The sequence below is a fragment of the Pseudomonas sp. BN411 genome (genome assembly GCF_029871235.1).
Taxonomy (GTDB): domain Bacteria; phylum Pseudomonadota; class Gammaproteobacteria; order Pseudomonadales; family Pseudomonadaceae; genus Metapseudomonas.
The window spans coordinates 45,391-69,175 of sequence record NZ_SSOM01000085.1 but is presented as its reverse complement, the minus strand read 5'-3'; the positions used below and the strand labels follow the sequence as shown (position 1 = coordinate 69,175).

The following is a 23,785-nucleotide window of genomic DNA, read 5'->3' as shown; positions in this document are numbered from 1 at the left end:
CGCGGAGCGGTAGGCCCGGTCTGGCGTTATCCGGGCGCCAGTCGGGGCAGTTTGAGGTCGGCGCAGGTTCCGCCGCCTTCACGGTTGTACAGGGTGATGCTGCCGCCCAGGCGGGTGGCGATCATCTGCACGATGGCCAGGCCAAGGCCTGCGCCCTGGGGATTGTCCTGGCTGTAGAAGCGCTCAAACAGGCGTTCCAGCCGGGTTTCTTCGATACCGGGGCCCTGGTCTTCCACGCGCAGCAGGAAGAAGTCCCGGCCGTCTGGCAGCAGGCTGACCTTCACCTCGCCGCCGGGCGGGGAGAAGTTGGTGGCGTTGGTCACCAGGTTCTGCAGGGCGATGCCGATGGCGGCGGCGTCGCTGGTGGTGTGGAAGTCGTCGTCGGTTACTTCCAGGGCCAGTTCCAGGCCCTTGTCCAGCAACAGGGGCGTCAGCTCGGCCAGGTGCTCGCGGACCAGGTGTCCCAGATCCAGGCGCTGCCATTTCTGCCGCGCCAGTTCAGGCTCCACCCGCGCCATGGTGAGCAACTGGTGGACCACCCGCGTCAGGCGGTCGACGCCCACTGTCAGAAAGCGCAGGGCTTCGGCGCGCTGCTCGTCGCTGGTGGCTTCGAGCGCGTTCTGCGCGTGCAGGCGCAGCACCGCCAACGGGGTGCGCATCTCGTGGGCGGCGTCGCCGATGAAGCGCCGTTCGCGCTGGAGCATCAGCTCGATCTGTGCCAACAGGCGGTTGATCGACGCCTGCATGGGTTCCAGTTCCTTCGGCAATGGCACGATCTGCAGCGGTGCCAGGGATTCGGCGTGGCGGCTGCGGATCACCCGCGCCATGTTCTGCAGCGGCAGCAGGCCCCAGCCGATGGCCAGCCAGACCAGCGCCGCGAGGACGAGAATGCCCACCATGTTGGGCCCCAGGGTATGGCGGACGATGCGCTGCACCAGGTCCTGGCGCACGTCGTCGCGTTCACCCACCCAGATCAGCAGGCCCTGCTCCGTATCCGGCAGGACGAAGCCGCGCCAGTGGTGGCCGGCCAGTTCGATGTTGTGGAAGCCGGTTTTCACCGGCGCGTGGTCAAAGGGCGGGGCGCTGGGCGATTGCACCAGGCTTCGGCCGTCCTTGCTCCAGACGTGGAAGGCCATCTTGCTCTCGTAAGGGTGTCCGACCTTGCGCGGGACGGCGCTGCTCAGGGCGTTGTTGAAGGCGCGGTACAACTCGTCCTGTTCGGGTTTGGCCAGGGGCATGCGCATCACACCCATCAGCAGGCGCGCGTTCTGCGCCAGATGGGCGTCATAGATCTCTTCAATCTCGTGGCTGCTGTCGCGGTAGTTGAAGTAGGCAATGAGCAGGGTGCCGAGGAGCAACAAAACCATCACCAGCCACAGGGTGCGGCGGCGCAATGACGTCATGGACGGCCGTCCACGAGGTAGCCGATGCCGCGCACAGTGCGGATGAGGTCGCTGGAGAGCTTCTTGCGCAGGTGGTGGATATGCACTTCCAGGGTGTTGCTTTCGGCTTCCTCGTCCCAGCCGTAGAGGGTCTGCACCAGGCGCTCGCGGGTGATGACCTTGCCCGGTTGCGAGAGCAATTCGTGGAGCAACTGGTACTCCTTGGGCGTCAGGGCGACCGGGCTGCCCTGGTAGCTGACCTGCTGGCTGGTGGGGTCGAGCACCACGCCGTTGTGTTCGATCAGCACTTGCGGCCGGCCGGCGCTGCGGCGCAGCAGGGCGCGCAGGCGGGCCTTGAGCTCATTGAGGTCGAAGGGTTTGACCAGGTAGTCGTCCGCCCCCGCGTCCAGGCCGAGGATTCGGTCCTCGGTTGCGTCGCGGGCGGTGAGCACCAGCACCGGCAGGGTGGAGCCGCCGGTGCGCAGTTGCTGCAGGACCTGCAGGCCGTCCAGGCGCGGCAAGCCGAGGTCGAGGATCGCCAGGTCGAATTCTTCGGTCTGCAGGGCGTGCAGGGCGCTGGCGCCGTCGGTCAGCCAGTCGATTGTGTAGCCTTCCTGGCGCAGGCCGGCGCGTACGCCGGCCCCAAGGGCGTTGTCGTCTTCGACGAGAAGCAGTCGCATGGGCGTCCTTCAGGGGTTGCCGATTTCCTGCAGTAAAGCATCGATTTCCCGCCGACGGCCCTGGTCGGCCAGCTCGCGACCGGGTCGCGGGGCGGCGGTCTTGGCCTTGAGCAAGGCTTCGCGCGCCTGCTGGGCGTGGCCCTGGCGGTAGAGGTGGTCGCCCCAGAAATACAGGCTGTCGATACCCGCCGGATTGATCTCCAGGGCCTTGCGCAGCAACTGGTCGGCCTTGTCTTCATCGCCGAAGCTGACCGGCCAGCCAGGCACCCGGTCGTACAGCGCGCCGAGGCTGGTGTAGGCCGAGCCCTGCAAGGCGTTCGGGTCGAGCTGGATGGCGCGCTCCAGGGCGTCGCGGGCGTCCTTGACCTTGCCCAGGGCGCCCAGGCCGCCTTCGGCGCCGGCCCAGCTGCTGGTGACGATGCCGTGCCAGATCCAGGCTTCGGCGGCGTTCGGGGCGCTGCGGGTGAACGCGCCGCTCTGGGCGGCGAGCTTCTCGAATTCGGCGGCGCGCTGCTGCTCCATCACCTGGTACTGGATTTCCGCCCAGCGCTGCTGGATCGCGGCCAGGCGCTGATTGCCGGTGTCGTCCAGGGCCCAGGCGGGGATGCTGAGGATCAGGAACAGGCCGAAGGTGCCGATGAGCTTGTTCATCATGGATGGTCCTTGCCGTGGTGGGCACCGCTGAAGCGGCGGATGATCGGCAGTTGCTTGGACAGCGCCCGATCCACCACGCCGGGCAGCATGCCGTTGAGGCGGACGAAGAACTTCTCCGGCCAACCCAGGTAGAGCTCGCTGAGGTCCTTCTCGATGGCCGCCATCACCGCCCGGGCCACCTGGTCCGGCTCGTCCACGCCGACCTTGAGTTCGGCATTCAGCGCCATGGCAGCCTGGCTGTTCATGCCGGTGCGGGTGGCGCGCGGGGCGACGTAGAGGACGTTCACCGGGGTGTCCGCCAGCTCCCGGCGCAGGGCCTCGGAGAAGCCGCGCAGGGCGAACTTGCTGGCGCAATAGACAGCGTAGCCGGGATAGCCGATGGAGCCGTAGATGGAGCCGACGTTGACCACCAGGGCATGGTTCTGCTGGCGCAGCAGCGGCAGCAGGGCACGGGTCAGTTGCACGGTGGCGGTGACGTTGAGGGCGAGCATGTCCTCGATCTGGTCGTCTTCCACCTGTTCCAGCATGGCGAAGCAATTGACCCCGGCGGCATTCACCAGGACATCGATGCCGCCCATGCCTCGGGCGACTTCCAGCACCCGCTGGCGTCCCTGGGCCTGGCGCAGGTCGGCACCGGTCCAGGCCAGTTGCTGCCGATAGCGTGCGCGCAGGGGCGCCAGGGCTTCCGGCTGCCGGCTCACGGCCATCACCTGGGCACCGCGTGCGCAGAGCTGTTCGGCCAGGGCCAGGCCGATGCCGCCGCTGGCACCGGTGAGCAGTACGCGGCAATCAGCGAGTCGCATGGGACACCTCGCTGGCGCGGGGCAGGCCGCGGAACATGTCGGCGTAGAGCTGGTAGACCACCTTGGCGGCATGGATCACCGCCTGCTGGTCGCCTTCGTCGTCCAGGCGATCCATCAGCCCGCGATAGGTGGCCATGTGGTCCTGGTCGAGTTCGCCGTGGGAGGACAGGTAGCTAAAGGCGTCGGCTGGCAGGCCGAGGCTCTCGCGGATGCTGCCGGCGGCGTGGGTGGCCAGGGCGATGCTGGTGCCTTCCAGCACGTTGACCATGCCGAACAGGCCCACCGGATTGCTGCGGGCGATCTGGTCGTAGAGGAAGGCCACCATCAGTTCGATGGGCAGCGAGGGACGGCTGCTGCTGACGGCTTCAGGGTCACCGCCGCAGGCAGCGATGTCGTTCAGGATCCAGCGTTCGTGGCCGTATTCTTCGTCGATGTATTCGCACACCGCGCCGCGGAGCCATTCCAGCCGCGAAGGCAGACGCGCGCCACAGGCCATCATCAGCGGCACGGTGTGGCGTACGTGGTGGTAAGCCTGACCGAGGAAGGCACGGTAGCCCTCCAGGCTGACCTGGCCGGCCAGCGCTTCGCGTATCACCGGGACGCTGAACAGCGCCTCGCGTTCACGGGCAGTGGCGGCTTGCAGTTGGTCGAAGAAACTCATGGTCTTGCCTCGTTCTGAAGTTCGAGCAGGGTGTCGCGGTAGCGCGCGAGGATGGCCTCGCGGCGCAGGCGACCATTGCTGGTGAGCAGCCCGTCGGCGGCGTTCAAGGGTGTTTCCAGACGATGCCAGGCCCTGATCCGCGCATAGTCGGGCAGGGCGGCATTGGCGCAGGCCACGGCATCGGAAAGGGTCTGTGCATCGCAGTTCGGGTCCAGCGGCCAGAGCAGGGCAAGGTTGCCGGGCAGGCCCTCGCCGTGGACGAAGGCCTGGGCGATCACGCCGCGCTGGGTCAACTCGGCCTCCACCCAGTCCGGGTTCACGTTGCGGCCGAAGCTGGTGATGAATTGGTGCTTCTTGCGACCCTTGAGGTGCAGGTAGCCGTCGGCGTCGAACTCGCCCAGGTCACCCGTGGGCCACCAGCCGCCGGCAAAGGGCGCTTCGCCCAGGTAGCCGAGCAGGGTGGAACCACTGACCTGTACTTCGCCGTCGTCCGCCAGGCGTACCTGGACATGGGGCAGGGGCTGGCCGACGCTGCCCGGCCGCACGGCGCCGGGGCGATTCAGGCAGACGACCGAGGCGCATTCGGAAAGGCCATAGCCTTCGAACACCGGCAGCCCGACCCGCGCGGCGCGAGCCAGCAGGTCCGGCGAGACCCTTGCCCCGCCCACGGCGACGAAGCGGAATTGCGCGGCGCCCAGGTGGCCCTGCTCGATGGCGGTGACCAGGCCCAGCAACAGCTGCGGCACCAGGATCAGGCTCTGGGCGCTGCTGAGGACGACGGTGGCCAGCAGCTTCGGCCAGTCCACGCCGCTGGCGCCCTGGATGCCCATCTGCCGCTGCGGCAGCAGGGTGACGCAGGCGCCGGCCAACAACGCCGCATAGGTGCCGAGGTTCTCCAGCAGCACCGCCATCGGCAGCACCGCCAGGTAGTGGGCCGGTGCACAGGGGCGGCTGGCGACTTCCAGTTCATGGGCGACCCGCAGCAAGGCGTCGGCGCCCAGACAGACGCCCTTGGGCTGGCCGGTGGTGCCCGAGGTGTAGGTGATCTTGAGGGTGCCGGCGGGCAGGGCTGCCTGGCCCTGTCCGGGTTTGCGCCAGAAGGTGCCGTCCGACCGGAAGCCGGCGCCTTCCAGCTCGTTGGCGAAGCCGGCGTCCAGCACCGCCAGGCCGACCTGGCATTGCTCCAGGCAGTGGGCGCGCTGCGCGGGGCTGAAGAAGGGCGGCAGGATCAGGCAGGGGCGCCCGCTGAAGAGCGCTGCCAGGTCCCAGATCAGCGCCTCCGGGCCATTGTCCAGGCCGAGGGCGAGTACGCCTTCGGGTTCTGCGTGCAGCAGGCCTTCCCGCCGTTCCACTTCGGCCAGCAACTGGGCATAGGTGTAGCGTCGGGTATCGCCGCGCAGGGCCAGGGGTTGCGGCAGGTGGCTGGCGTGCTTGCGCAGGACCTCGCGAAAGGCTTCAGGCTGCATGGTGGGCCGCCTCGTCGGCTTCAGGGAAACCCAGGCGCCCGATGACACCGTTGCGTTGCAACTGCTCGAAGCCGAGGTGGATGTTGCCGGTGAACACCTGGGGCTTCTGCTCGTAGTAGGAACCCCATTGCTCCTGGTTGTGGCCCAGGCTGCTGGGGTTGGCCTCGCCGAGGTGCAGGGGTTCCAGGCCGAGGCGGTGGAAACTGTTGATCAGGCCGGGAGCGCCGGTGAACACCACCCACTCCAGGCCACGCTGGTGCAGCAGCCAGGTGACCGCGACGATGATCAGGCGCGCATTGCCGGCGCTTATCGACGCCAGGTTGCCCACTTCCACGACCTGCCGGCGCTCCACCGGGAGGCCGGTCAGGCTGGCGATCCGGGTTTCCACCGGCGCTTCCAGGTACTGCTCGAGGAACAGCGTCTCCTGCTCGGCGAGGCGGATGCCGGCCACGGCGCTGAGGGCTCCGTGGAAGTTGCGCATGCTCAGCAGCTCCGGCATGTACTGGTGGATATCGGCACCGTGGGCGCTGAGAAAGCGGCGATGGACGAAGTCCTCGACCTGGCCACGCCCTGTGTCACCGGCCAACAGCAGGGACAGGTAGTGTTGCTGCGACTTGTGACCGAAACGGAATGGGAACAGGGCGTTCCACTCGACGCTGTTCATCGATGCCCTCCGGGCGCTTGGCTTAATGAGAGGCAGTATCCGCGGGAAGTCTTAAGGGACCCTGAAGACGCCTTGCGCGCCTGTCGACAAGCCTTCATCCCGCTGACACAGGGATGTCATCCGCACAGGGCATCCTGCTTGCAGGAACAGAAAGGGCACAGGAAGTGCCAGGGTGCAAACTGAAGCTGCCGGCGATGGCAGCTTTTTTTTTGCGCGCTTTTTGCTGTCGGCCGGCATGGCAGATGGGCATCGCGCACCTGCCGATCGTCGCGTGGGCTCAGAGCTTGTAGCCGATCTGCCGTAGCAGGCCCTTGCGCCAGGCGATGTCTTCTTCGCCTTCCACGCCACGGGGCGAGAAGCCGTCCACGACACCCAGCACGCCGCGTCCCTGGTCGGTTTCGGCCAGGATCACTTGGGTCGGATTGGCGGTGGCGCAGTAGATGCGGCAGACCTCTGGCACCAGCTTCAGGCTGTTGAGCACGTTGACCGGGTAGAAGCCTTCGCCGAGGAAGATGATGAAGCTGTGCCCGGCGCCGATGGCCAGGGCATTACTGCTGGCCAGTTCGAGCATGGCGTCGTCGGTGCCGGAGCAACGCACCAGACAGCTGCCCGAGGCTTCGCAGAAGGCCAGCCCGAAGCGGATGCCGGGTACGGCACCCACCAGGGTTTCGTGGATGTCTTCGACGGATTTGATGAAGTGGGTCTGGCCGAAGATGAAGTTGATCGACTCCGGCTTGTCGATGCTGACGCTGACGAGTTGCATGTGGCGCGCCTCCAACCCCCATGGAACAAGCATAGTCAGGGGGCAGGGCGCGGCGTCGCCGACACTAGACGGACAGGTGATCGTCTGAAATGAAAAACCCGGCAGAAGCCGGGTTTTTCGTAGCGGATAGCGCCTTATTCGGTGCTCAGCACACCGCGACGGATCTGGTCGCGCTCGATGGATTCGAACAGGGCCTTGAAGTTGCCCTCGCCGAAGCCGTCGTCACCCTTGCGCTGGATGAACTCGAAGAACACCGGGCCCATCAGGGTTTCCGAGAAGATCTGCAGCAGCAGGCGCTTGCTGCCGCCTTCGGTGGTGCCGTCCAGCAGGATGCCGCGCGATTGCAGTTCGCCTTCTGGCTCGCCGTGGTCCGGCAGGCGGCCCTGGAGCATCTCGTAGTAGGTGGCCGGCGGCGCGGTCATGAAGCGCATGCCGAGGGCCTTCAGCGCGTCCCAGGTCTTGACCAGGTCGTCGGTGAAGAAGGCCACGTGCTGGATGCCTTCGCCGTTGAACTGCATCAGGAACTCTTCGATCTGGCCCGCGCCCTTGGAGGACTCTTCGTTCAGCGGGATGCGGATCATGCCGTCCGGCGCGGTCATGGCCTTGGAGGTCAGGCCGGTGTACTCGCCCTTGATGTCGAAGTAGCGGATCTCGCGGAAGTTGAACAGTTTCTCGTAGAAGTCCGCCCAGTAGGCCATGCGGCCGCGGTACACGTTGTGGGTCAGGTGGTCGATGAACTTCAGGCCGGCACCTTTCGGGTGACGGTCGACGCCTTCGATGAACTCGAAGTCGATGTCGTAGATCGAGGAGCCTTCGCCGAAGCGGTCGATCAGGTACAGCGGCGCGCCGCCGATGCCCTTGATCGCCGGCAGGCGTAGTTCCATCGGGCCAGTGGGGATTTCGATGGGCTGGGCACCCAGCTCCAGGGCACGGGCATAGGCCTGGTGGGCATTCTTCACACGGAAGGCCATGCCGCAGACGGACGGGCCGTGCTCGGCGGCGAAGTAGGCGGCCTGGCTCTTGGGCTCGTTGTTGAGGATCAGGTTGATCTCGCCCTGGCGGTACAGGTGCACGTCCTTGGAACGGTGAGTCGCGACCTTGGTGAAGCCCATGATGGCGAAGATGGGTTCCAGGGTATTCGGGGTGGGCGAGGCGAATTCGATGAATTCAAAGCCCTGCAGGCCCATGGGGTTTTCGAACATGTCAGCCATTTTTTGGCACCTCGAGCATTTGATTGGAAGTATGGGTCAATGCGAGGTGGCTGCCGGTGGCGCGCAGGAAATGCCGCGTACGCTGCGGGCGAGGTAGTCGCCGATGGTGACTTTGAATCCGAGGCTTTGCATGGACGTTGCCTCAGGCCGGCTTGTCGGCTTGCTGGTCAGGGTGCGCCTGGATGAAGGCCGGATGCACAAGGGCAAGGCGTTCGACCCGGGCGATCTTTGGATAGTGTGACAGGTCCAGTTCGAAACGGCGGGCGGCATAGACCTGCGGTAGCAGATAGACGTCAGCCAGACCCGGTTCGCCGAAGCAGAAACCTTCGTCTCCTATAAGGGCTTCGACCGCATTGAAGCCTTCTGCGATCCAGTGACGAATCCAGTTCATCACCTCGGCTTCCTCCACCTTCAGGCCGCGCAGGCGGTTGAGCACCGCGACGTTGTGCAGCGGATGGATATCGCAGCCGATGATGGCCGCCACCGCGCGCTGTTGGGCACGGGCTTCCAGGCCTTGGGGCAGGAGGGCGGGCTGCGGATGGCGCTCTTCGAGGTATTCGATAATCGCGGGGGATTGGGTCAGGACCTGGCCGTCGTCGAGGCGCAGGCTGGGAACACGGCCTTGCGGATTGAGCGCCTTGTACTCGGGCTTGTGCTGCTGGCCGCCGTCCTGGATCAGGTTCACCGGGATATGCCGGGCTTCCAGGCCCTTCAGCGCCAGGGCAATGCGCACCCGGTAGGAAGAGGTGGAGCGGTAATAGGTATAGAGGTCCATGGCAATCGCTCGGCGGCAGGCGTTCCGGTGTGAAGTCCGGGCGCCAGCATTATTGTTTTCGTAATCAATTTACACTTTGCGTAATTTGCGGGCTGGGGGCGGGGCTGTCAAGCGGCGAGCGGAGCGAGGAAAGCCTGTGGGGGTGAATTTATTCGCTATGTCTGCGTTAAGTGTTGCTGGAACGTCCTTCGCCAGGCTGCTTGCCGAGTTCTGCGGATGTTTCTGGTTTCGCCTTCCCAGGCGAGTCCCTTTTCCAGTCGTTGAAAAGGAACCAAAAAACTTGCCCCTGCATCCGGGTCCGGCTTCGCCGGACTTCCCTCGCTCCATCATTGCGCCGGGGGCACGGCGAGAGGGGCCATCCATGGCCCCACACGCCTCTCGCGGCATCCATGCCGCTCATCCCCCTGCACAACGATTCCGCTCGGCCTCCTGAAGGGGCGGAGTCGCTGCCCCACCTCGGTTGCTCAGTTTCAGGCCGCAATCTGCTTCAGGATTGTTTGGACCTCGCCGTCGCGAGTCACCCCTCTCCTCTTCAGGGAGAGGGGCTGGGGGTGAGGGAGCGGATCACCCGACAACAATCCCGTGTTCACTCGCTTGCCTGTAGGGTGGATCACGCTCCATCGATCCACCGGTCGTGGCTCACCCGTACTCCGTTGGTGGATGTAAAGAGCGACATCCATCCTACGGGGCAGCTGTGCTGCCCTTGGCGAATGAATTCAGAGGCCAGAAAAAGAAGGCCCCGCATCGAGCGGGGCCTGGTACATCACTGGTTCTGTTTCGCGTCCTGGACGCCGGCTGTGTTGTTCAACAGGCTGCCGGTGGCGGTTTGCAGGAAGGCTTCCAGGTACTTCTGCAGGCGCGGGTCGCTATCGCCGGGGACGCGTTCGGCCTTGGCATCGGCGCCCAGCTGGTACTGGTACAGGCGCGCCGGGAAGTCCTTGGGCTGGATCAGGATGCGGTCGGCGCTGACGATGGCCACGGTCTGTTCGCCGCCGGACGGCTTGATCACACCGATACCCGGGTCATTGGCCGGCAGGTTGAGCAGGTCACGTCCCCAGCACTGGTGGCGTACTTCGCCGCCCAGGCGGCCCATGATGGTGGGCACGATGTCGATCTGAGTGGCGACGTTGTGGTTGATGTTGCCGAACTTCTCTTGCACGCCGGGGCCGATCAGCAGCAGCGGTACGTTGAAGCGGAACAGGTCCATTTCGGTGAGCTGCTTGTCGCTACCGAAGCCGTGGTCGCCCACTACGACGAACAGCGTGTCCTTGAAGTAGGGCTCCTTGCGCGCCTTCTCGAAGAACTGGCCGAGGGCCCAGTCGGCGTAGCGCATGGCGGTCAGGTGTTCGTCATGGGCGCCGTGGCCGGTGACCTTTTCCACCGGCAGATCGGCCGGCAGGGCGTAAGGCGTGTGGTTGGAGAGGGTCTGCAACAGCGCGTAGAACGGCTTGTCGGTGGGCATCTTCGCCAGTTCGGCGGCGCCACGGTCGAACATGTCCTGGTCGGACACGCCCCAGGTCTTGTCCATGAACACCGGGTTGACGAAGTCTTCGCGGCCGATGAAACGGGTCATGCCCTGGTTGCTGAAGAAGCCGGACTGGTTATCCCACTGGAAGTTGCCGTTGTAGACATACAGGTCGTTGTAGTCGCGGGCGCTGAGCAGTTGCGGCAGCCCGGAGAACTGGTGCGAGCCCTCGGGGGTGCGCATCAGGTACTCGAAGCTTGGCAGGTTGGGGAAGCAGGCCATGGTGGCGAACATTCCCTGGTGGGTATGGGTGCCGTTGGAGAAGAAGCGGTCGAACAGCAGTCCCTCCTTGGCCAATTTGTCGAAGTACGGCGTGACGCCTTCCTGGCTGCCCAGGGCGCCGACGTAACGCCCCGCGAAGCTCTCCATCAGAATCACCACTACGTTGCGGATCGGCAGGGTGCCTTCGGCCGGCGGGGTGAAATCGCGACGGATGGCGGCCGTGTCGGCATCCACCAGCTTGTCGTTGGGGGTGAGTAACATCTCGCGCACGGTCGCCACGGCTTCGTCTTCAGGCAGGGTGGCCTTCCAGGCGTTGTCGCGGTGGGAGGAGAAGTTGCTCTTGGCCGCGTCCACCAGGGTCAGAGTGCCGTTCAGGCCCAACTGGTTGGCGAACATGGAGTCGGTGGTATAGGCGTCACCCCAGCGCAGCGGCGGGCCTTGGCGCAGATGGCCACGAACGGCAACCACGGCCACCACCAGGCAGACCATGAAAATCGCCACGCGGCTGAACCAGGGCGCGGTTTTGCGGGCGATGGGCTTGGTGCTGGCGCCGGTGCGCGGACGGCTGAGCAGGTCCAGGCTACGGAACATCAGGTAGAGCAGGGCAGTGGCCAGGGCCCAGGCGATCAGGTAGCGACCCACCGGGAAGCCGTTCCAGATCATGCTGGCGACGGTGCCCAGGTCTTCCTGCAGGTACTGGAACACCAGGCTGTTGAGGCGCTGGTGGAACTCGCGGTAGAAGTCCAGTTCGCTGATGCCGAGGAACAGGGTGAGGCTGGCGAAGAGGGTCAGCCAGATGCGATGCACACCCCGGGCGGCCATGGCGCGGACGCTGAGCAGCGACAGAAGCAGCGGAACCAGGGCGAATACCACCACGCGCAGGTCGAAGCGCAGGCCGTTGTAGAAGGACTCGACGAACACCGACGCCGGGCTGTCGCCAATCTGGTCGCTGTTGTACACCAGCAGCGCCACTCGCAGCAGGCTGTACATCACCAGCAGCGCACCGGCGCTGAGCAGGGTGAAAGCCAGGTGGCTCTTGACGGTAGGGGTGTCCAGGTTGAACGAGGACTGCCGGGTGGCGACGGGTTCCTGTGCGGTCATGCGATCAAGCATCCAATGGTCTACTCAGGGCGGGGCGGCATCTGGAGCTGAACGATGCCGGGGGTAAGTAGATCACCTGATGGCACAGTGGTTCCAGTTGGTCCGCCGAAAGCGTCGGACATTGCCAGAGGGAATGTGAAGAAAACGTCGAATGGCGCCCTGTGGCGACGCCGAGATGTGTCGGGCTGTTTCGTCTACGCGGGCAGAAATTGGTCGGTTGGGCAGCATGAGGCCCACCAGCTTCTCCGGGGTGCGCAGGATGTATTCGCTCCCACCGGGCAGGGCTGCGCCCTGCTTGGCGATTGAAATCGCCCCCACAGGGTGAGGGGGCAAGCACCGCTCGGTGCCATCTCCATTCGCGAAAGAGTTCGCCCCCACAAGGTTGCCTACCGGCGCTCGCGAATGGCCGCGGCCTCGCGAGTCACCAGGTCGATGAATGACAGCGCCAGGGGCGAGCGTTCGTCCCGTCGGCGCACCAGCCAGACGGCGGTGGTAGCGCCTGGGTCGAGCAGGGTGCGGTAGACCACGCCATCGACGCGGGTGCGGCGAAAGGAGGCGGGCAGCACCGATACGCCCAGCCCGGCGGACACCAGGCCGATGATGGTCATGGCTTCGCTGGCTTCCTGGGAAACCCGCGGCGTGAAGCCGGCGTCGCGGGCGAGGGCGAGCATCTGGTCGTAGAGGCCGGTACCGAAGGTGCGCGGGAAGAATACGAAGGGTTCGTCGGCCAGGGCGCTGAAGTGGATGCCGTCTTCGCTGCCGGCAGCCAATGGGTGGTCGGCGCGCAGGATGGCCACCAGCGGCTCGCGGAACAGTTCCACCGCCAGGAGGTTGTCCGGCAGGTTGAGGGGGCGGATCACGCCGACCTGCATGCTTTCTTCCTGGAGCGCCCTGACCGTTTCCGCGCTGCTGCCCTCGGTGAGTTCCAGGTGAACGTCCGGGTAGGCCTGGCGAAAGGCGCGGATGCTGCGGGGAATGGTGGAGGTGAAGGGGGCGGATGAAGTGAAGCCCACCTTCAACTCGCCCAGTTCGCCACGGTGGGCGCGGCGCGCGATCTCCACGGCCTTGTTCACCTGGGCCAGCACTTGGCGGGCCTCGTCGAGGAAGCGGCGGCCGGCTTCGGTCAGCTCGACCCGACGGTTGGTGCGTTCCAGCAGGCGCGCACCGATTTCCTCCTCCAGCGCCTGGATCTGCTGGCTCAGCGGGGGTTGGGAAATGCCCAGTTGCTCGGCGGCGCGGCCGAAATGCAGCTCCTCGGCCACGGCGATGAAGTAGCGCAGGTGTCTCAGTTCCATGGGATGCCTATTGATATCCAGAACATATCAAATGTGTCGAATAATATATTGGAGATAATATAAAACGCTCGATATCCTTCGGCCCATAACCCCAACAACGAATATTCCAGCCCCTGATCCAGGCGGCACGGCCTCGTTGTGCCTGCTCGCCGCAAATGCCCGAAGGTGCCCCGTGAGCAAATCCCAGGCAGTACTCAAGACCGAAGACGATCCCGCGTTTAGCGAGGCGGCCCGTGCCCCAGCCACCGAGCTGCCGGACGCCGCCGCCAACGATCCTGAACTCCCCACCTATATCAGGAAGGGCACGCCGCAGTTCATGCGCACCTCCCTGGCGCTGTTCTCCGGCGGTTTCGCCACCTTTGCCCTGCTGTACTGCATCCAGCCGATGATGCCGGTCCTGTCCAGGGACTTCTCCATCTCCGCCGCCCAGAGCAGCCTGGCGCTCTCCGTTTCCACCGCCATGCTCGCCCTCGGCCTGCTGGTGACCGGTCCGCTGTCCGACGCCATCGGCCGCAAGCCGGTGATGGTGGTGTCATTGATCGCTGCCGCCCTGTTCACCCTGGCCAGCGCCGCCATGCCGACCTGGGAAGGCGTGCTGGTGATGCGCGCCCTGGTGGGCCTGGCCCTGAGCGGCCTCGCTGCCGTGGCCATGACTTACCTGAGCGAAGAAATCCATCCGCACCACCTCGGCCTTTCCATGGGGCTCTACATCGGTGGTAACGCCATCGGTGGCATGAGCGGGCGCCTGATCAGCGGTGTGCTGGTGGACTTCGTTTCCTGGCATGCCGCCCTGGCGGCGCTCGGCGGCCTGGCGCTGGTGGCCGGCCTGGTGTTCTGGCGCGTGTTGCCCGAGTCGAAACACTTCCGCCCGCAGCCGCTCCGGCCGTCCACGTTGGTGGAAGGCTATCGCCTGCACTTCCGCGACGCCGGCCTGCCCTGGTTGTTCCTCACCGGCTTCCTGCTGATGGGCGCCTTCGTCACCCTGTTCAACTACATCGGCTACCGCCTGCTGGCCTCGCCCTACCAGATGAGCCAGGCCCTGGTGGGCGTGCTCTCGGTGGTCTACCTGTCCGGCATCTACAGCTCGGCCTGGGTGGGTTCCCTCGCGGACAAGGTGGGTCGGCGCAAAGTGCTCTGGGCAGCCATCCTGCTGATGCTCGGCGGCCTGGTGCTGACCCTGTTCAGCCCGCTGGGGGTGATCCTGGCCGGCATGGCGATCTTCACCTTCGGCTTCTTCGGCGCCCACTCGGTGGCCAGCAGCTGGATCGGCCGTCGCGCCCAGCGGGCCAAGGGCCAGGCTTCGTCCCTCTATCTGTTCAGTTACTACGTCGGCTCCAGCCTGGCCGGTACCCTCGGTGGCCTGTTCTGGCACCACTACGGCTGGCAGGGCGTCGGCCTGTTCATCGGCGGTCTGCTGGTGATCGCAGTGGCCGTGGCCTTGCACCTGGCACGGCTGCCGGCGCTGCCCGGCAACGCCATCGTCCAGCCGGCGCACTGATGTCTTCACCCTGGGGCTGTCATCGCAGCCCCAGGGTGCGACAACACGCCCACCGCCGATGCGCGCCGGGGCTGGCAGAATGCCGGCCTACCCACCGGCCAGAGTGGGAGCATCCCTGCCTTCCATGCGTGCACAACCCGCCTCGATCCGACCAGGGAAGTACAGCATGAGCATCACCTCCACCGACATCTGCAACGCCGCCGACGCCCTCAAGGGATTCGTCGGCTTCAACCGCAAGCTGGGCAAGTACATCGTGCGCTTCAGCGAAGACTCCTTCGGCATGGACGTACCCGATGACAGCATCATGCCGGCCTGCGAGTTCGTCTGGACGGCGAAGACCGACCAGGTGATGACCCTGAGCCGCGAATGCCTGCAGATTCTCCTGGAACAGAACATCAACGACCGCCTCAACCTGTGCGACCCCTTGCTGGTCTACCTGCGTCGCACCGATCTGCCGGAAATCAGCGCGGAGCGCCGGCGGGTCTGACGGTCGGGCTCAGGGCAGCCAGCGCAGCCCCATCACTCCACCGACAATCAGCCCCATGCAGGCCAGCCGGCTGATGGAGGCGGAGTCCCCCATCCAGATCACGCCTGCCAGGGCGGTTCCCACTGCGCCTATGCCCGTCCATACGGCATAGGCGGTACCCACTGGCAGATGGCGCAGGGCCAGGGTCAGCAGGGCCAGGCTGCCGGTAAGTACCAGCAGCGTGCCGGCCAGAATCCAGGGGCGCTGCAGGCCATTGGCGCTCTTCAGTCCGAGCGCAAAGGCCACTTCCAGAACGCCAGCGGCGAGCAGCATCAGCCAGGAGCTTGTCGGGGTCATCGGGTACCTCTCATCTCAGAAAAAAGAACGAGCCCCGCAGGGCTCGCAAAGTGGGGGAGAGAATCTCTCAGCCGGCGAGCAGCTTGCCGCACACCAGGCTGCCCAGGGTTTTCCAGGTCAGTACCGCCAGGGCCACGGTGAGGAACAGCAGGATGGACCAGGCGATCACCTGCAGCGGCAGGCTGCCTTGTGCGTGGGCGTACTTCAGTGCTGCGTTGGCCAGCGCAGCCAGGGGGAAGCTGATGGCCCACCAGGACGGAGCGAAGGGCACGTCGCGGCGGAATACCTTGAAGCCCAGGACCACGGCCAGGAACAGGCCGAAGTAGAAGAGCAGGGCGGCAAAGCGGTCGATCCCGAACAGGTTCGCGTAGGCCAGGAAGCCGACTTCGAACGGCGCCACCAGGATCATCAGCGACGGCACCATGGCTTTGGCCAGCGGCTCCTGGTGGACCAGGCGCGGGAAGATGCTGGTGAAGAAGATCAGCGCCAGAGCCGCACCCACTGCCATGGCGAAGAGGTTCAGCTCAGCCGCCCAGGCCATGGGCATGTGGCCGCCGGTGACGGCGATATCGAGGGTGGCGACGCCCGGAATCAGCCAGGCCGGCACGGCGTGTTGCAGGTCCTGCTTGCCCTTGAACAGCCGCGACAGCACCAGGCCACCGAGCGCCACCGTCAGTACGCTGCCAAGGGACCACAATCCCTGGGCCAGCAGTTCGTCGTAGGGGCCTGCGACCACCGACAGCAACAGGATGGCGATGACGATGGTGCCGAAGAAGTTGCCGGCGATGGGATGGGTGAACTCGTTGATGACGGCCTGGCGATGGCGCGCCACTTTGACCAGATAACCGGCGGCCAGTACGACGAATACCAGTGCGGCGAACAGGCCGATGGCTTCTCCGATCACGGGGCTTACGCCGAAATACTGGTGGGCCAGGCGCCAGCCGATGCCGAGCCCGGCCAGACCCATCACGGAGCCGAACAGGTTGACCGGGAGATTCTTGATCGAAGAGGTGCTTGCCGGCTTGGCCTGTGCTGCTTCGAGCGGGGGAATGAATACAGTGTTCATGGCAGACTCCATTGGGCTGGATTTGTCGTTGGAGTTAGTTTCTGCCAAGCTGAATTTGGCTTGAATAGTCTTGTTACGACGAATTCAGCCAACCTTTCGACAGCGACGGACATCTCCCATGCGCATCGCTCTGCTGGCCTTTCCCCGCGTGCAATTGCTGGACATCGTCGGCCCGGCCGATGTCTTCGCCGAGGCGGCGAAGCAACTGGGCAATCCCCGCGCCTACCGAGTCGAGGTGATAGGCACCCAAGCCGGCTTGATCAAGGCCAGTAACGGCTTGCGCCTGGCGGTGGACGCCACCGTGGATACCCACAAGGGCAAGCTCGACACCCTGCTGGTGGCCGGTGGACCGCGGGTCGACGAGATCACCGGCAACCCGGCGTTGCAGCAGTGGCTGCGCCAGCAGGCGGGCTCGGTCAGGCGCATCGGCTCGGTGTGCAGCGGTGCCTTCGTCCTGGCCGCTGCCGGCATGCTGCGTGGGCGTCGCGTGACTACTCACTGGAACAGCAGCGCACGCCTGTCCGAGGAGAACCCCGACACCCAGGTCGAGGCCGACAGCATCTACGTCAAAGACGGCAACCTCTACACCTCCGCCGGCGTCACCGCAGGCATGGACCTGGCGCTGGCCATGGTGGAGGAGGACCACGGACGCGAGCTTGCGTTGCGGGTGGCGCGGGAGATGGTGATGTTCTTCAAACGCCCTGGCGGGCAGTCACAGTTCAGCGCCCACCTGGCGGCGCAGACCGCCGAGCGGTCGGTGATAAGGGATATCCAGGACCACGTGCTGGCCAACCTCAAGGGCGATCTCGGCGTCCCGTCCCTGGCTGCAAGGGCCGGCATGAGCGAGCGCAACTTCGCCCGGGTCTTCAAGCAGGAGTCCGGTTCCACCCCCGCAGAGTTCGTCGAACTGGCCCGCATCGACGCTGCCCGGCGCCTGGCGGAGGAGTCGGACCTTCCCCTGAAACGCCTGGCCGACGAAGTGGGCTACGCCAACGTCGATGGCTTCCGCCGCGCCTTCCTGCGGCGCCTGGGGGTAACGCCAAGCGATTACCGTGCGCGATTCAGGGTGGATGGCTGAGCGCCCGCGCCGGGCGCAACGGCATCAGGATCTGCCTGGACCGAATGGATCAGTAGAGGCCGGGAATCAACCGCGACGTGCGCGCGCAATAAGCCTCGTACTCCTCGCCGAACTCCGTGCGCAGCAGTGCTTCTTCAGCCTGGATACGCGCCAGCAGCGGCGGCAATGTCAGTGCCACCAGGACCAGACCGACGCCGGAGCGGAAGGCCAGGGCCCAGCCGATAGAAGCGATCATCAGGCCCAGGTAGCTGGGATGGCGGATCATGCCGTAGATGCCATCGGTCACCAGCCGGTGGCCGGGCTGGATGGCCACCAGGCCGCTGAAGCGATTGCCCAGCACGAACACCGGCCACATCCGCAGTGCACCGCCCACGGCGAACAGGAACACACCCAGCCAGCGCATGCCGTCGCCACCGAAGGTCCAGACGTCCAGACGTCCAGGCGGTCGGTGTAGGCGGGGAGGAAAGCGCTGAGCAGGGCGATGATGCCGAATACCGGCAACACCCAGCGATTGCGCCGGTCCTCGCGCACGCCGCTGCTGAGGTTGCCGCGAGTGAAAGGGGCCACTCCCGAGAGGATGAACAGCACCAGGGTCAGTGCCACCAGCGGCGGCTCGCTGAAGAAGGCCATGAACCCGCCCCAGCCGAGGACGGCCAGGCCCAGGTAGGCGAGGGTGCCGACGAGCGCGAGGAGCAGCGTGCGGGAGCGTGACATGGCGGATCACCCCTTCGATCGGCGACGACAAGGCATTGGACCGCTGGCAGCGTGGCGGGTGCGGAGCGGGTGCTATAACTGAACACCTTGGGGGATTCACCGTGGAGGGCGCCGTCATGGGACGCCTCGGAATCCTGCTGCTGGTCCTGGCCGCACCGGGCGCCTGGGCCACTGGCTATGGCGACTCGTACTACGGGTTCGGGCCGTACCTGGGCACTGCCTACTATCCCAGCAGTCCCCTGCAACCCTATGTCTCGCCGCCACCCCGGCCCTTCGCCGACCTGCCACCGCAGCCTTTCGTGGTGGTGCCCGAGTACCACCAGTTCCGCGATGCCCAACTGCCGCGCGTCAGCACCGAGAAGCCGCAGGTACTGATCCGCAGCTTCGACCCGGAGCTGGGGGTGTATCGGGATGTGGAGGTGCGCGACGGGGAGGGGAGCGAGCCGATGTGCGACGGAGACTACTGCAGTGATTGAGGCGGAGCTTGTGGGGGCGAATGAATTCGCCCCCACAAAAATGACCGTCAGGTGTCCGCCAGGCTCCTACGCCCGAACCGCCGCCGATAATCCGTGGGCGATAGCCCGACCATCTTGTTGAACACCTTCCGGAAGGCTGCTGGGTCCTGGTAGCCGACTTCCCAGGCGATCTGGTCCACCGAGCGGTTGGTCAGCTCCAGCAGCTCGCGGGCCTTGGCCGCGCGCAGTTGCTGGCAGTACTCGGTGGGTCGCAGGCCAGTGGCCTGCTGGAAGCGGCGCAGGAAGGTGCGTTCGCCCAGCCCGGCTTCGGCGGCCATGGCGGGGAGGCTGACCTGGCGCGCGTCCTGGCGTTGCAGCCAGCGCTGCACTTTGAGCACCGCCTCGTCGCCGTGGGTGAGGCGCGGGGTGAAGCGGCGGAAGTACTGCTGCGAGTGCCGGGTCAGGTCGAGGGCGAGGAAGCTGGCGGTATTCGCGGCGATGGTCGGCCCCAGCAGGCGGTCCACCAGGGTCAGGCCCAGGTCGGTCCAGGCCATCACGCCCCCGGCGGTGATGATGTCGCCGTCGTCCACCACCAGTTTGTCGGCGTCCACCTTCACCTCCGGGTAGCGCTCGCCGAGGTCCTTGGCCAGGCTCCAGTGGGTGGTCAGCGGACGCCCGGCGAGCAGCCCGGTCTGGGCCAGCACGAAGGCGCCAGCGCACACCGAACAGAGGGTGACGCCGGCAGCGTGCCGAAGGCTGAGCCAGTCGACGAAGGGTTGCAGGGTTTCGGCCGGGGGCAGGGCGCCGATGCAGGGCAGAGCAATCACCACTGAGGGCCGGCTTTCGGCGTCCGGGTGGCTGTCCCAGGTGCAACGGATTTCGCCATCCGCGTCGGCGCTCCAGTGCCGTACCCGCAGCGCGGGCAGGTCGGCGTCGGCATGCTCGGCGGCCAGGCGATTGGCGACCGCGAACAGATCGGAGAGGCCGTGGGCGGCTGCCAGCTGGGCGCCGGGATAGAGCAGGAGGCCGATCTCCAGCATCGTTTTCATTGTCAGTTTTTCCTGCGAATTTGTCGGTTGCGCCGATCCCCATCCGGCGCCGGGAGGAGCACCTTAGGCCCCACGTCTCCACTCCCACAACCTGAGGTGAAAATCATGAGCAAGCAAGCCGTCATCGTAGTCGACATCCAGAAGGACTATTTCCCCGGTGGTCTGTGGACCCTGAGCGGTGCTGACGCCGCTGCCGACAACGCCGCCCGGATCATTGCCGCAGCCCGTGAGGCAGGCGACCTGGTGGTGCATATCCGCCACGAGTTCACCAGCCCGGAGGCGCCGTTCTTCCGGCCCGGCTCCGAGGGGGCGGAGATCCATCCCAAGGTGCTCAACGCCGACGGCGAGCCAGTGGTCCTGAAGCACTTCGTCAACTCCTTCCGGGAAACCAATCTGAAGGACATCCTTGAGGGCAGCGACGTGGACAAGCTGACCGTGGTCGGCAGCATGAGCCACATGTGCGTCGACGGAGTCACCCGTGCGGCGGCCGACTTCGGCTACGAAGTCACCGTGATCCACGATGCCTGCGCCACGCGGGACCTGGAGTTCCAGGGCAAGACCATCCCCGCCGAGCAGGTCCACGGCGCATTCATGGCCGCCCTGGCCTTTGCCTACGCCAAGGTGGTGTCCACCGACGAATACCTGGCGCAGCAGGCCCGGTAAGGCAATCGCCACGTTCCGCAGGCCGGCTTCGGCCTGCGGAACGTGGACCCTCTGTGCAACAGGTACATCGATACGGACGGCAATTCGCTCTACTATTCCCAGCTGAAATTCTGCTGATACGTCCGAACCGGAGTGCCCATGAACGACCAGACCCTTCCTCCCGATTACCTGGAATTCGCCGAAGAACTGGCGGATGCAGCGGCGAAGGTCACCCTGACCTACTTCCGCCTGCCCCTGGAGGTGGAGAACAAGGAGGCCGAGCGCTTCGACCCCGTGACCCTCGCCGACAAGGGCGCCGAGCGCGCCATGCGTGACCTGATCGCCCAGCGCTTCCCCGGCCACGGCGTACTGGGCGAGGAAGAGGAAAACATCGCGGGTGAAGAGCCCTGGACCTGGGTGTTGGACCCGGTGGACGGCACCCGCTCCTTCATCAGCGGCATCCCGCTCTGGGGCACCCTGATCGCACTCAACGACGGTACCCGCCCGGCGCTGGGCGTAATGGACCAGCCCTTCACCCGCGAGCGCTTCATCGGCGACGGCAGCACGGCCTCGCTCAACGGCCGGCCGATCCAGACCCGTGCCTGCCGCAACCTGGCCGACGCGACCCTGATGGTCACCAGCCCGGAGCATTTCCAGAAGCCGCCCTACAGCGATGTGTTCAGCAAGCTGTCGAGCGACGTGCGCCTGGTGCGCTACAGCGGCGATTGCTACGCCTACTGCATGCTCGCGCTAGGGCTGGTGGATATCGTCCTCGACCCGGGCCTCAAGCCGTACGACATCCAGGCGCTGATGCCGATCATCCAGGGTGCCGGTGGGGTGGTGACACGCTGGGATGGCGGCGATGCGCAGAACGGTGGTGATGTCATCGCCTGTGGCGACCCGCGCCTGCACGCGCAGATCCTGGAGCTGATGCAGTCGGTGTGATGACTGGGCGAGGGCGGGAAACCGGCGATGCGTGGAGTCCCGCCTGCGGGCGTTTCTGGGTTTCCCGCCTAAGCGTATGAATGCCAAGCGTATTCAGCCGCTCGAAGTATTCAGCGGAAAATAAACCTGTACTTCCTGGCTGAACCGCGTATAGTCCCGCCCACTGCGCTGCAATTGTCTCTGCGATACTTGGCTCGATGTTCTGATTGAAGTTATTTCATCTCCTCGATTCGTTACAGCTTTAGCACTTCAGTAATTCCTGATTAATTATCAGGGTTATTTATTTTTATTCTGGAGATATGAAATGTCCAATCGTCAATCCGGCACCGTCAAGTGGTTCAACGATGAAAAAGGCTTCGGCTTCATCACCCCGGCAGAAGGCGCTGATCTGTTCGTTCACTACCGTTCGATCGAAAGCACCGGCTTCAAGAGCCTCAGCGAAGGCCAGCAAGTGACTTTCGAAGTCGTACGTGGCCAGAAAGGCCTGCAAGCGGACAAAGTTCAGGTAGTCTGATACTTTTCCGTTCGAAGAGCCCCGCAAACGCGGGGCTTTTCTATTTATATCTCCTGAAAACTCCAGAAAGTTTCGCCAGCACATATCGCTGGTGGCCATTCTCCTGTCATTCATCGCCTCCATGAATCATTGGTAGTTGCAAACAAATTATTTTGTTTCGTGCTTCTGGCGGCATCACTCGCTGCATTGAAGAGTTCTGCATGCCGGGCTATCAAGTCAGATTTCAGGATATATCAGTAGGGGATATGGATTTTCATATCCGCTCATTACTCGATCATCAGCAGTATCACGATCCGGAGCTCGAGGCGGAGAATCTCGGAATATCCCCCGAAAGCTGGCCCTTGTTCGGTCAGGTCTGGCCGTCTGGGCAGGTCCTGGCGCACACCATGCTGACGATGGAACTGCAGGGTAAGCGCATTCTCGAAGTGGGGGCTGGCCTGGCCCTGGCCAGCCTTGTCCTGCACCGGCGCGGCGGCGACGTAACGGCCAGTGACTATCACCCGCTGATTCCGGACTTCCTGGCGGAAAACCTGCGCCTGAACGATCTCGGACCGATCAATTACCAGGCCGCCAAATGGTCCGACATCAATGACGACCTCGGGCTGTTCGACATGATCATCGGCAGTGACGTCATTTACGAGCACGAACAACCGGCGCAGCTCGCCGACTTCATCGACCGGCATTCGGCGGATCTGGTGGATGTCTACATCGTCGATCCCAATCGCCCGAACCGCTCGAAGTTCTGCAGGGAAATGGCAGAACTCGAATACGCGTCGCAGATCACCTGCATGAATCGCGTGATGAACAACGGCGAAACCTATAAAGGTTCACTGCTGCACTTCCAGCGCGACGACTCCTGCTTCAATCAATGAATGGCGGCGGCATGCCGTAGTCGCAGGGCGATTCGGCCAGGGCGCTCTACACTGGCACAGGTTATCGACCGCATTGAAGGGCCGCGTCATGACCTATCCACGCGAAAGCACCGGCCTGTTGCTGGTGGACCCGTATAACGACTTCCTCAGCGAGGGCGGCAAGCTCCATGGTCTGGCCAAACCCGTGGCTGACGCCGTGGGCACGCTGGACAACCTGCGCAAGGTCGTGGCGGCGGTACGCAAGGCGGGTATCCAACTGTTCTACGTGCCCCACCATCGCGCCCGCCCCGACGATCTCAAGACCTGGAAACACCCCAGCCCCTACCAGATCGGCGCCGCCCGCGCCCAGGTGTTCGCCGCCGGAACCTGGGGCGGTGAATGGCACCCGGACTTCCAGCCCCGGGAAGGTGACGTGCTGGTGCATGAGCACTGGGGCGGCAGCGGTTTCGCCAATACCGACCTCGATTACCAGCTCAAGCAGCACGGCGTGCAGCAGGTGATCCTCGTTGGCATGCTGGCCAATACCTGCATCGAATCCACCGGGCGCTTCGCGGCGGAGTTGGGTTACCACGTGACGCTGGTGCGGGACGCCACCGCAGCGTTTTCCCCGGAAGCGATGCACGCGGCCCATGAGCTGAATGGGCCGACTTACGCGCACGCCATCCTGACGACCGAGGAAGTGTTGGCGGCGATTGGGGTGTAGTGGGGCGCGCCCCCTCCTGTGGGGGCGAATTCATTTGAACTCGGGAAACCACGTCCTTAGGGCGTGGTCATGAGTCATCGGCTCTGCCTGTGACGATCGAAATGCTCCGAGTGGCAGGCTGAAGTCGGGGCTCTTGTCGGATGGTTCGGGCGGCGTTCCGCGAGCTTGCGATACCCATCAGCTCTGTCCGCATGGGTATCGCTCCGCTCCACCCATCCTACGGA

General features: G+C 64.9%; 24 protein-coding genes and 1 pseudogene. 9 read left to right on the top strand and 16 right to left on the bottom strand.

Annotated elements, in window-relative coordinates; genetic code table 11:
* Positions 1–26: 26 nt before the first annotated feature.
* From E8F06_RS27355 to E8F06_RS27300, 12 genes are all read right to left on the bottom strand, one after another.
* Entirely contained in the window at positions 27–1,403 is a 1,377-nt protein-coding gene (locus E8F06_RS27355) for an ATP-binding protein (protein ID WP_280372305.1), read from the bottom strand.
* A complete protein-coding gene (locus tag E8F06_RS27350) occupies positions 1,400–2,062 on the bottom strand; it encodes a response regulator (RefSeq protein ID WP_280372304.1) in 663 nt (220 codons plus the stop codon). The genes E8F06_RS27355 and E8F06_RS27350 overlap by 4 nt, the downstream gene beginning before the upstream one ends.
* 9 nt (positions 2,063–2,071) lie before the next feature.
* Positions 2,072–2,716, bottom strand: coding sequence for a hypothetical protein (locus E8F06_RS27345; RefSeq protein WP_280372303.1), 645 nt, complete (start codon positions 2,714–2,716; stop codon positions 2,072–2,074).
* On the bottom strand, positions 2,713–3,519 hold the full coding sequence (locus tag E8F06_RS27340) for an SDR family oxidoreductase (protein WP_280372302.1): 807 nt from the start codon (positions 3,517–3,519) through the stop codon (positions 2,713–2,715). Before E8F06_RS27340 ends, E8F06_RS27345 begins: the two co-directional genes overlap by 4 nt.
* The gene (locus E8F06_RS27335) at positions 3,506–4,180 is read right to left on the bottom strand and encodes an iron-containing redox enzyme family protein (protein ID WP_280372301.1); all 675 of its coding nucleotides are present in this window, start codon (positions 4,178–4,180) and stop codon (positions 3,506–3,508) included. Before E8F06_RS27335 ends, E8F06_RS27340 begins: the two co-directional genes overlap by 14 nt.
* Complete coding sequence (locus E8F06_RS27330) at positions 4,177–5,646, bottom strand: AMP-binding protein (RefSeq protein ID WP_280372300.1); 1,470 nt, start codon at positions 5,644–5,646, stop codon at positions 4,177–4,179. The genes E8F06_RS27335 and E8F06_RS27330 overlap by 4 nt, the downstream gene beginning before the upstream one ends.
* Positions 5,636–6,310 (bottom strand): thermostable hemolysin, encoded by a 675-nt coding sequence (locus tag E8F06_RS27325; protein WP_280372299.1) that lies wholly within the window; start codon positions 6,308–6,310, stop codon positions 5,636–5,638. Before E8F06_RS27325 ends, E8F06_RS27330 begins: the two co-directional genes overlap by 11 nt.
* A 277-nt stretch (positions 6,311–6,587) precedes the next feature.
* On the bottom strand, positions 6,588–7,073 hold the full coding sequence (locus tag E8F06_RS27320; protein WP_280372298.1) for an adenosine-specific kinase: 486 nt from the start codon (positions 7,071–7,073) through the stop codon (positions 6,588–6,590).
* 134 nt (positions 7,074–7,207) lie between these two features.
* Entirely contained in the window at positions 7,208–8,284 is a 1,077-nt protein-coding gene (gene hppD / locus E8F06_RS27315) for a 4-hydroxyphenylpyruvate dioxygenase (protein WP_280372297.1), read from the bottom strand.
* 142 nt (positions 8,285–8,426) lie between these two features.
* Positions 8,427–9,059: a maleylacetoacetate isomerase gene (gene maiA / locus E8F06_RS27310; protein WP_280372296.1), complete on the bottom strand. Its 633-nt coding sequence runs from the start codon at positions 9,057–9,059 to the stop codon at positions 8,427–8,429.
* Between the two features lie 763 nt (positions 9,060–9,822).
* On the bottom strand, positions 9,823–11,907 hold the full coding sequence (locus tag E8F06_RS27305) for an LTA synthase family protein (RefSeq protein WP_280372295.1): 2,085 nt from the start codon (positions 11,905–11,907) through the stop codon (positions 9,823–9,825).
* Between the two features lie 386 nt (positions 11,908–12,293).
* A complete protein-coding gene (locus E8F06_RS27300; protein ID WP_280372294.1) occupies positions 12,294–13,202 on the bottom strand; it encodes a LysR family transcriptional regulator in 909 nt (302 codons plus the stop codon).
* Between the two features lie 172 nt (positions 13,203–13,374).
* On the opposite strand from E8F06_RS27300, the gene E8F06_RS27295 reads away from it, so the two are divergent.
* Positions 13,375–14,700 carry an MFS transporter gene (locus E8F06_RS27295; RefSeq protein WP_280372293.1) on the top strand — a complete coding sequence of 442 codons (1,326 nt, stop codon included), beginning with the start codon at positions 13,375–13,377 and terminating at the stop codon, positions 14,698–14,700.
* Positions 14,701–14,866: 166 nt separating this feature from the next.
* Positions 14,867–15,187: a DUF2025 family protein gene (locus E8F06_RS27290; protein ID WP_280372292.1), complete on the top strand. Its 321-nt coding sequence runs from the start codon at positions 14,867–14,869 to the stop codon at positions 15,185–15,187.
* Positions 15,188–15,196: 9 nt separating this feature from the next.
* On the opposite strand, the gene E8F06_RS27285 is transcribed toward E8F06_RS27290, so the two are convergent.
* Together E8F06_RS27285 and E8F06_RS27280 are read right to left on the bottom strand one after the other, a co-directional pair.
* Positions 15,197–15,523 (bottom strand): multidrug efflux SMR transporter, encoded by a 327-nt coding sequence (locus E8F06_RS27285; protein ID WP_280372291.1) that lies wholly within the window; start codon positions 15,521–15,523, stop codon positions 15,197–15,199.
* Positions 15,524–15,590: 67 nt separating this feature from the next.
* Positions 15,591–16,589: an SLAC1 anion channel family protein gene (locus tag E8F06_RS27280; protein ID WP_280372290.1), complete on the bottom strand. Its 999-nt coding sequence runs from the start codon at positions 16,587–16,589 to the stop codon at positions 15,591–15,593.
* A gap of 118 nt (positions 16,590–16,707) precedes the next feature.
* On the opposite strand from E8F06_RS27280, the gene E8F06_RS27275 reads away from it, so the two are divergent.
* Positions 16,708–17,667, top strand: coding sequence for a GlxA family transcriptional regulator (locus E8F06_RS27275; RefSeq protein WP_280372289.1), 960 nt, complete (start codon positions 16,708–16,710; stop codon positions 17,665–17,667).
* A gap of 49 nt (positions 17,668–17,716) precedes the next feature.
* Here the strand turns inward: E8F06_RS27275 and E8F06_RS27270 are convergent.
* A pseudogene (locus E8F06_RS27270) lies at positions 17,717–18,381 on the bottom strand (isoprenylcysteine carboxylmethyltransferase family protein).
* A gap of 116 nt (positions 18,382–18,497) precedes the next feature.
* Between E8F06_RS27270 and E8F06_RS27265 the strand changes: the two are divergent.
* On the top strand, positions 18,498–18,857 hold the full coding sequence (locus E8F06_RS27265) for a hypothetical protein (protein WP_280372288.1): 360 nt from the start codon (positions 18,498–18,500) through the stop codon (positions 18,855–18,857).
* A 47-nt stretch (positions 18,858–18,904) separates the two neighbouring features.
* Here E8F06_RS27265 and E8F06_RS27260 read toward each other — a convergent pair whose 3' ends face one another.
* Positions 18,905–19,885: a GlxA family transcriptional regulator gene (locus E8F06_RS27260; protein ID WP_280372287.1), complete on the bottom strand. Its 981-nt coding sequence runs from the start codon at positions 19,883–19,885 to the stop codon at positions 18,905–18,907.
* A gap of 105 nt (positions 19,886–19,990) precedes the next feature.
* On the opposite strand from E8F06_RS27260, the gene E8F06_RS27255 reads away from it, so the two are divergent.
* The 5 genes from E8F06_RS27255 to E8F06_RS27235 all read left to right on the top strand — a co-directional run bounded on the left by E8F06_RS27255 (position 19,991) and on the right by E8F06_RS27235 (position 23,561).
* Entirely contained in the window at positions 19,991–20,548 is a 558-nt protein-coding gene (locus E8F06_RS27255) for a cysteine hydrolase family protein (protein ID WP_280372286.1), read from the top strand.
* 132 nt (positions 20,549–20,680) lie between these two features.
* Positions 20,681–21,472 carry a histidinol-phosphatase gene (hisN, locus tag E8F06_RS27250; RefSeq protein WP_280372285.1) on the top strand — a complete coding sequence of 264 codons (792 nt, stop codon included), beginning with the start codon at positions 20,681–20,683 and terminating at the stop codon, positions 21,470–21,472.
* A 304-nt stretch (positions 21,473–21,776) separates the two neighbouring features.
* A complete protein-coding gene (locus E8F06_RS27245) occupies positions 21,777–21,986 on the top strand; it encodes a cold-shock protein (RefSeq protein WP_028626465.1) in 210 nt (69 codons plus the stop codon).
* 200 nt (positions 21,987–22,186) lie between these two features.
* On the top strand, positions 22,187–22,858 hold the full coding sequence (locus E8F06_RS27240) for an SAM-dependent methyltransferase (protein ID WP_280372284.1): 672 nt from the start codon (positions 22,187–22,189) through the stop codon (positions 22,856–22,858).
* An 88-nt stretch (positions 22,859–22,946) separates the two neighbouring features.
* Positions 22,947–23,561 (top strand): isochorismatase family cysteine hydrolase, encoded by a 615-nt coding sequence (locus E8F06_RS27235; RefSeq protein WP_280372283.1) that lies wholly within the window; start codon positions 22,947–22,949, stop codon positions 23,559–23,561.
* Positions 23,562–23,785 lie beyond the last annotated feature (224 nt).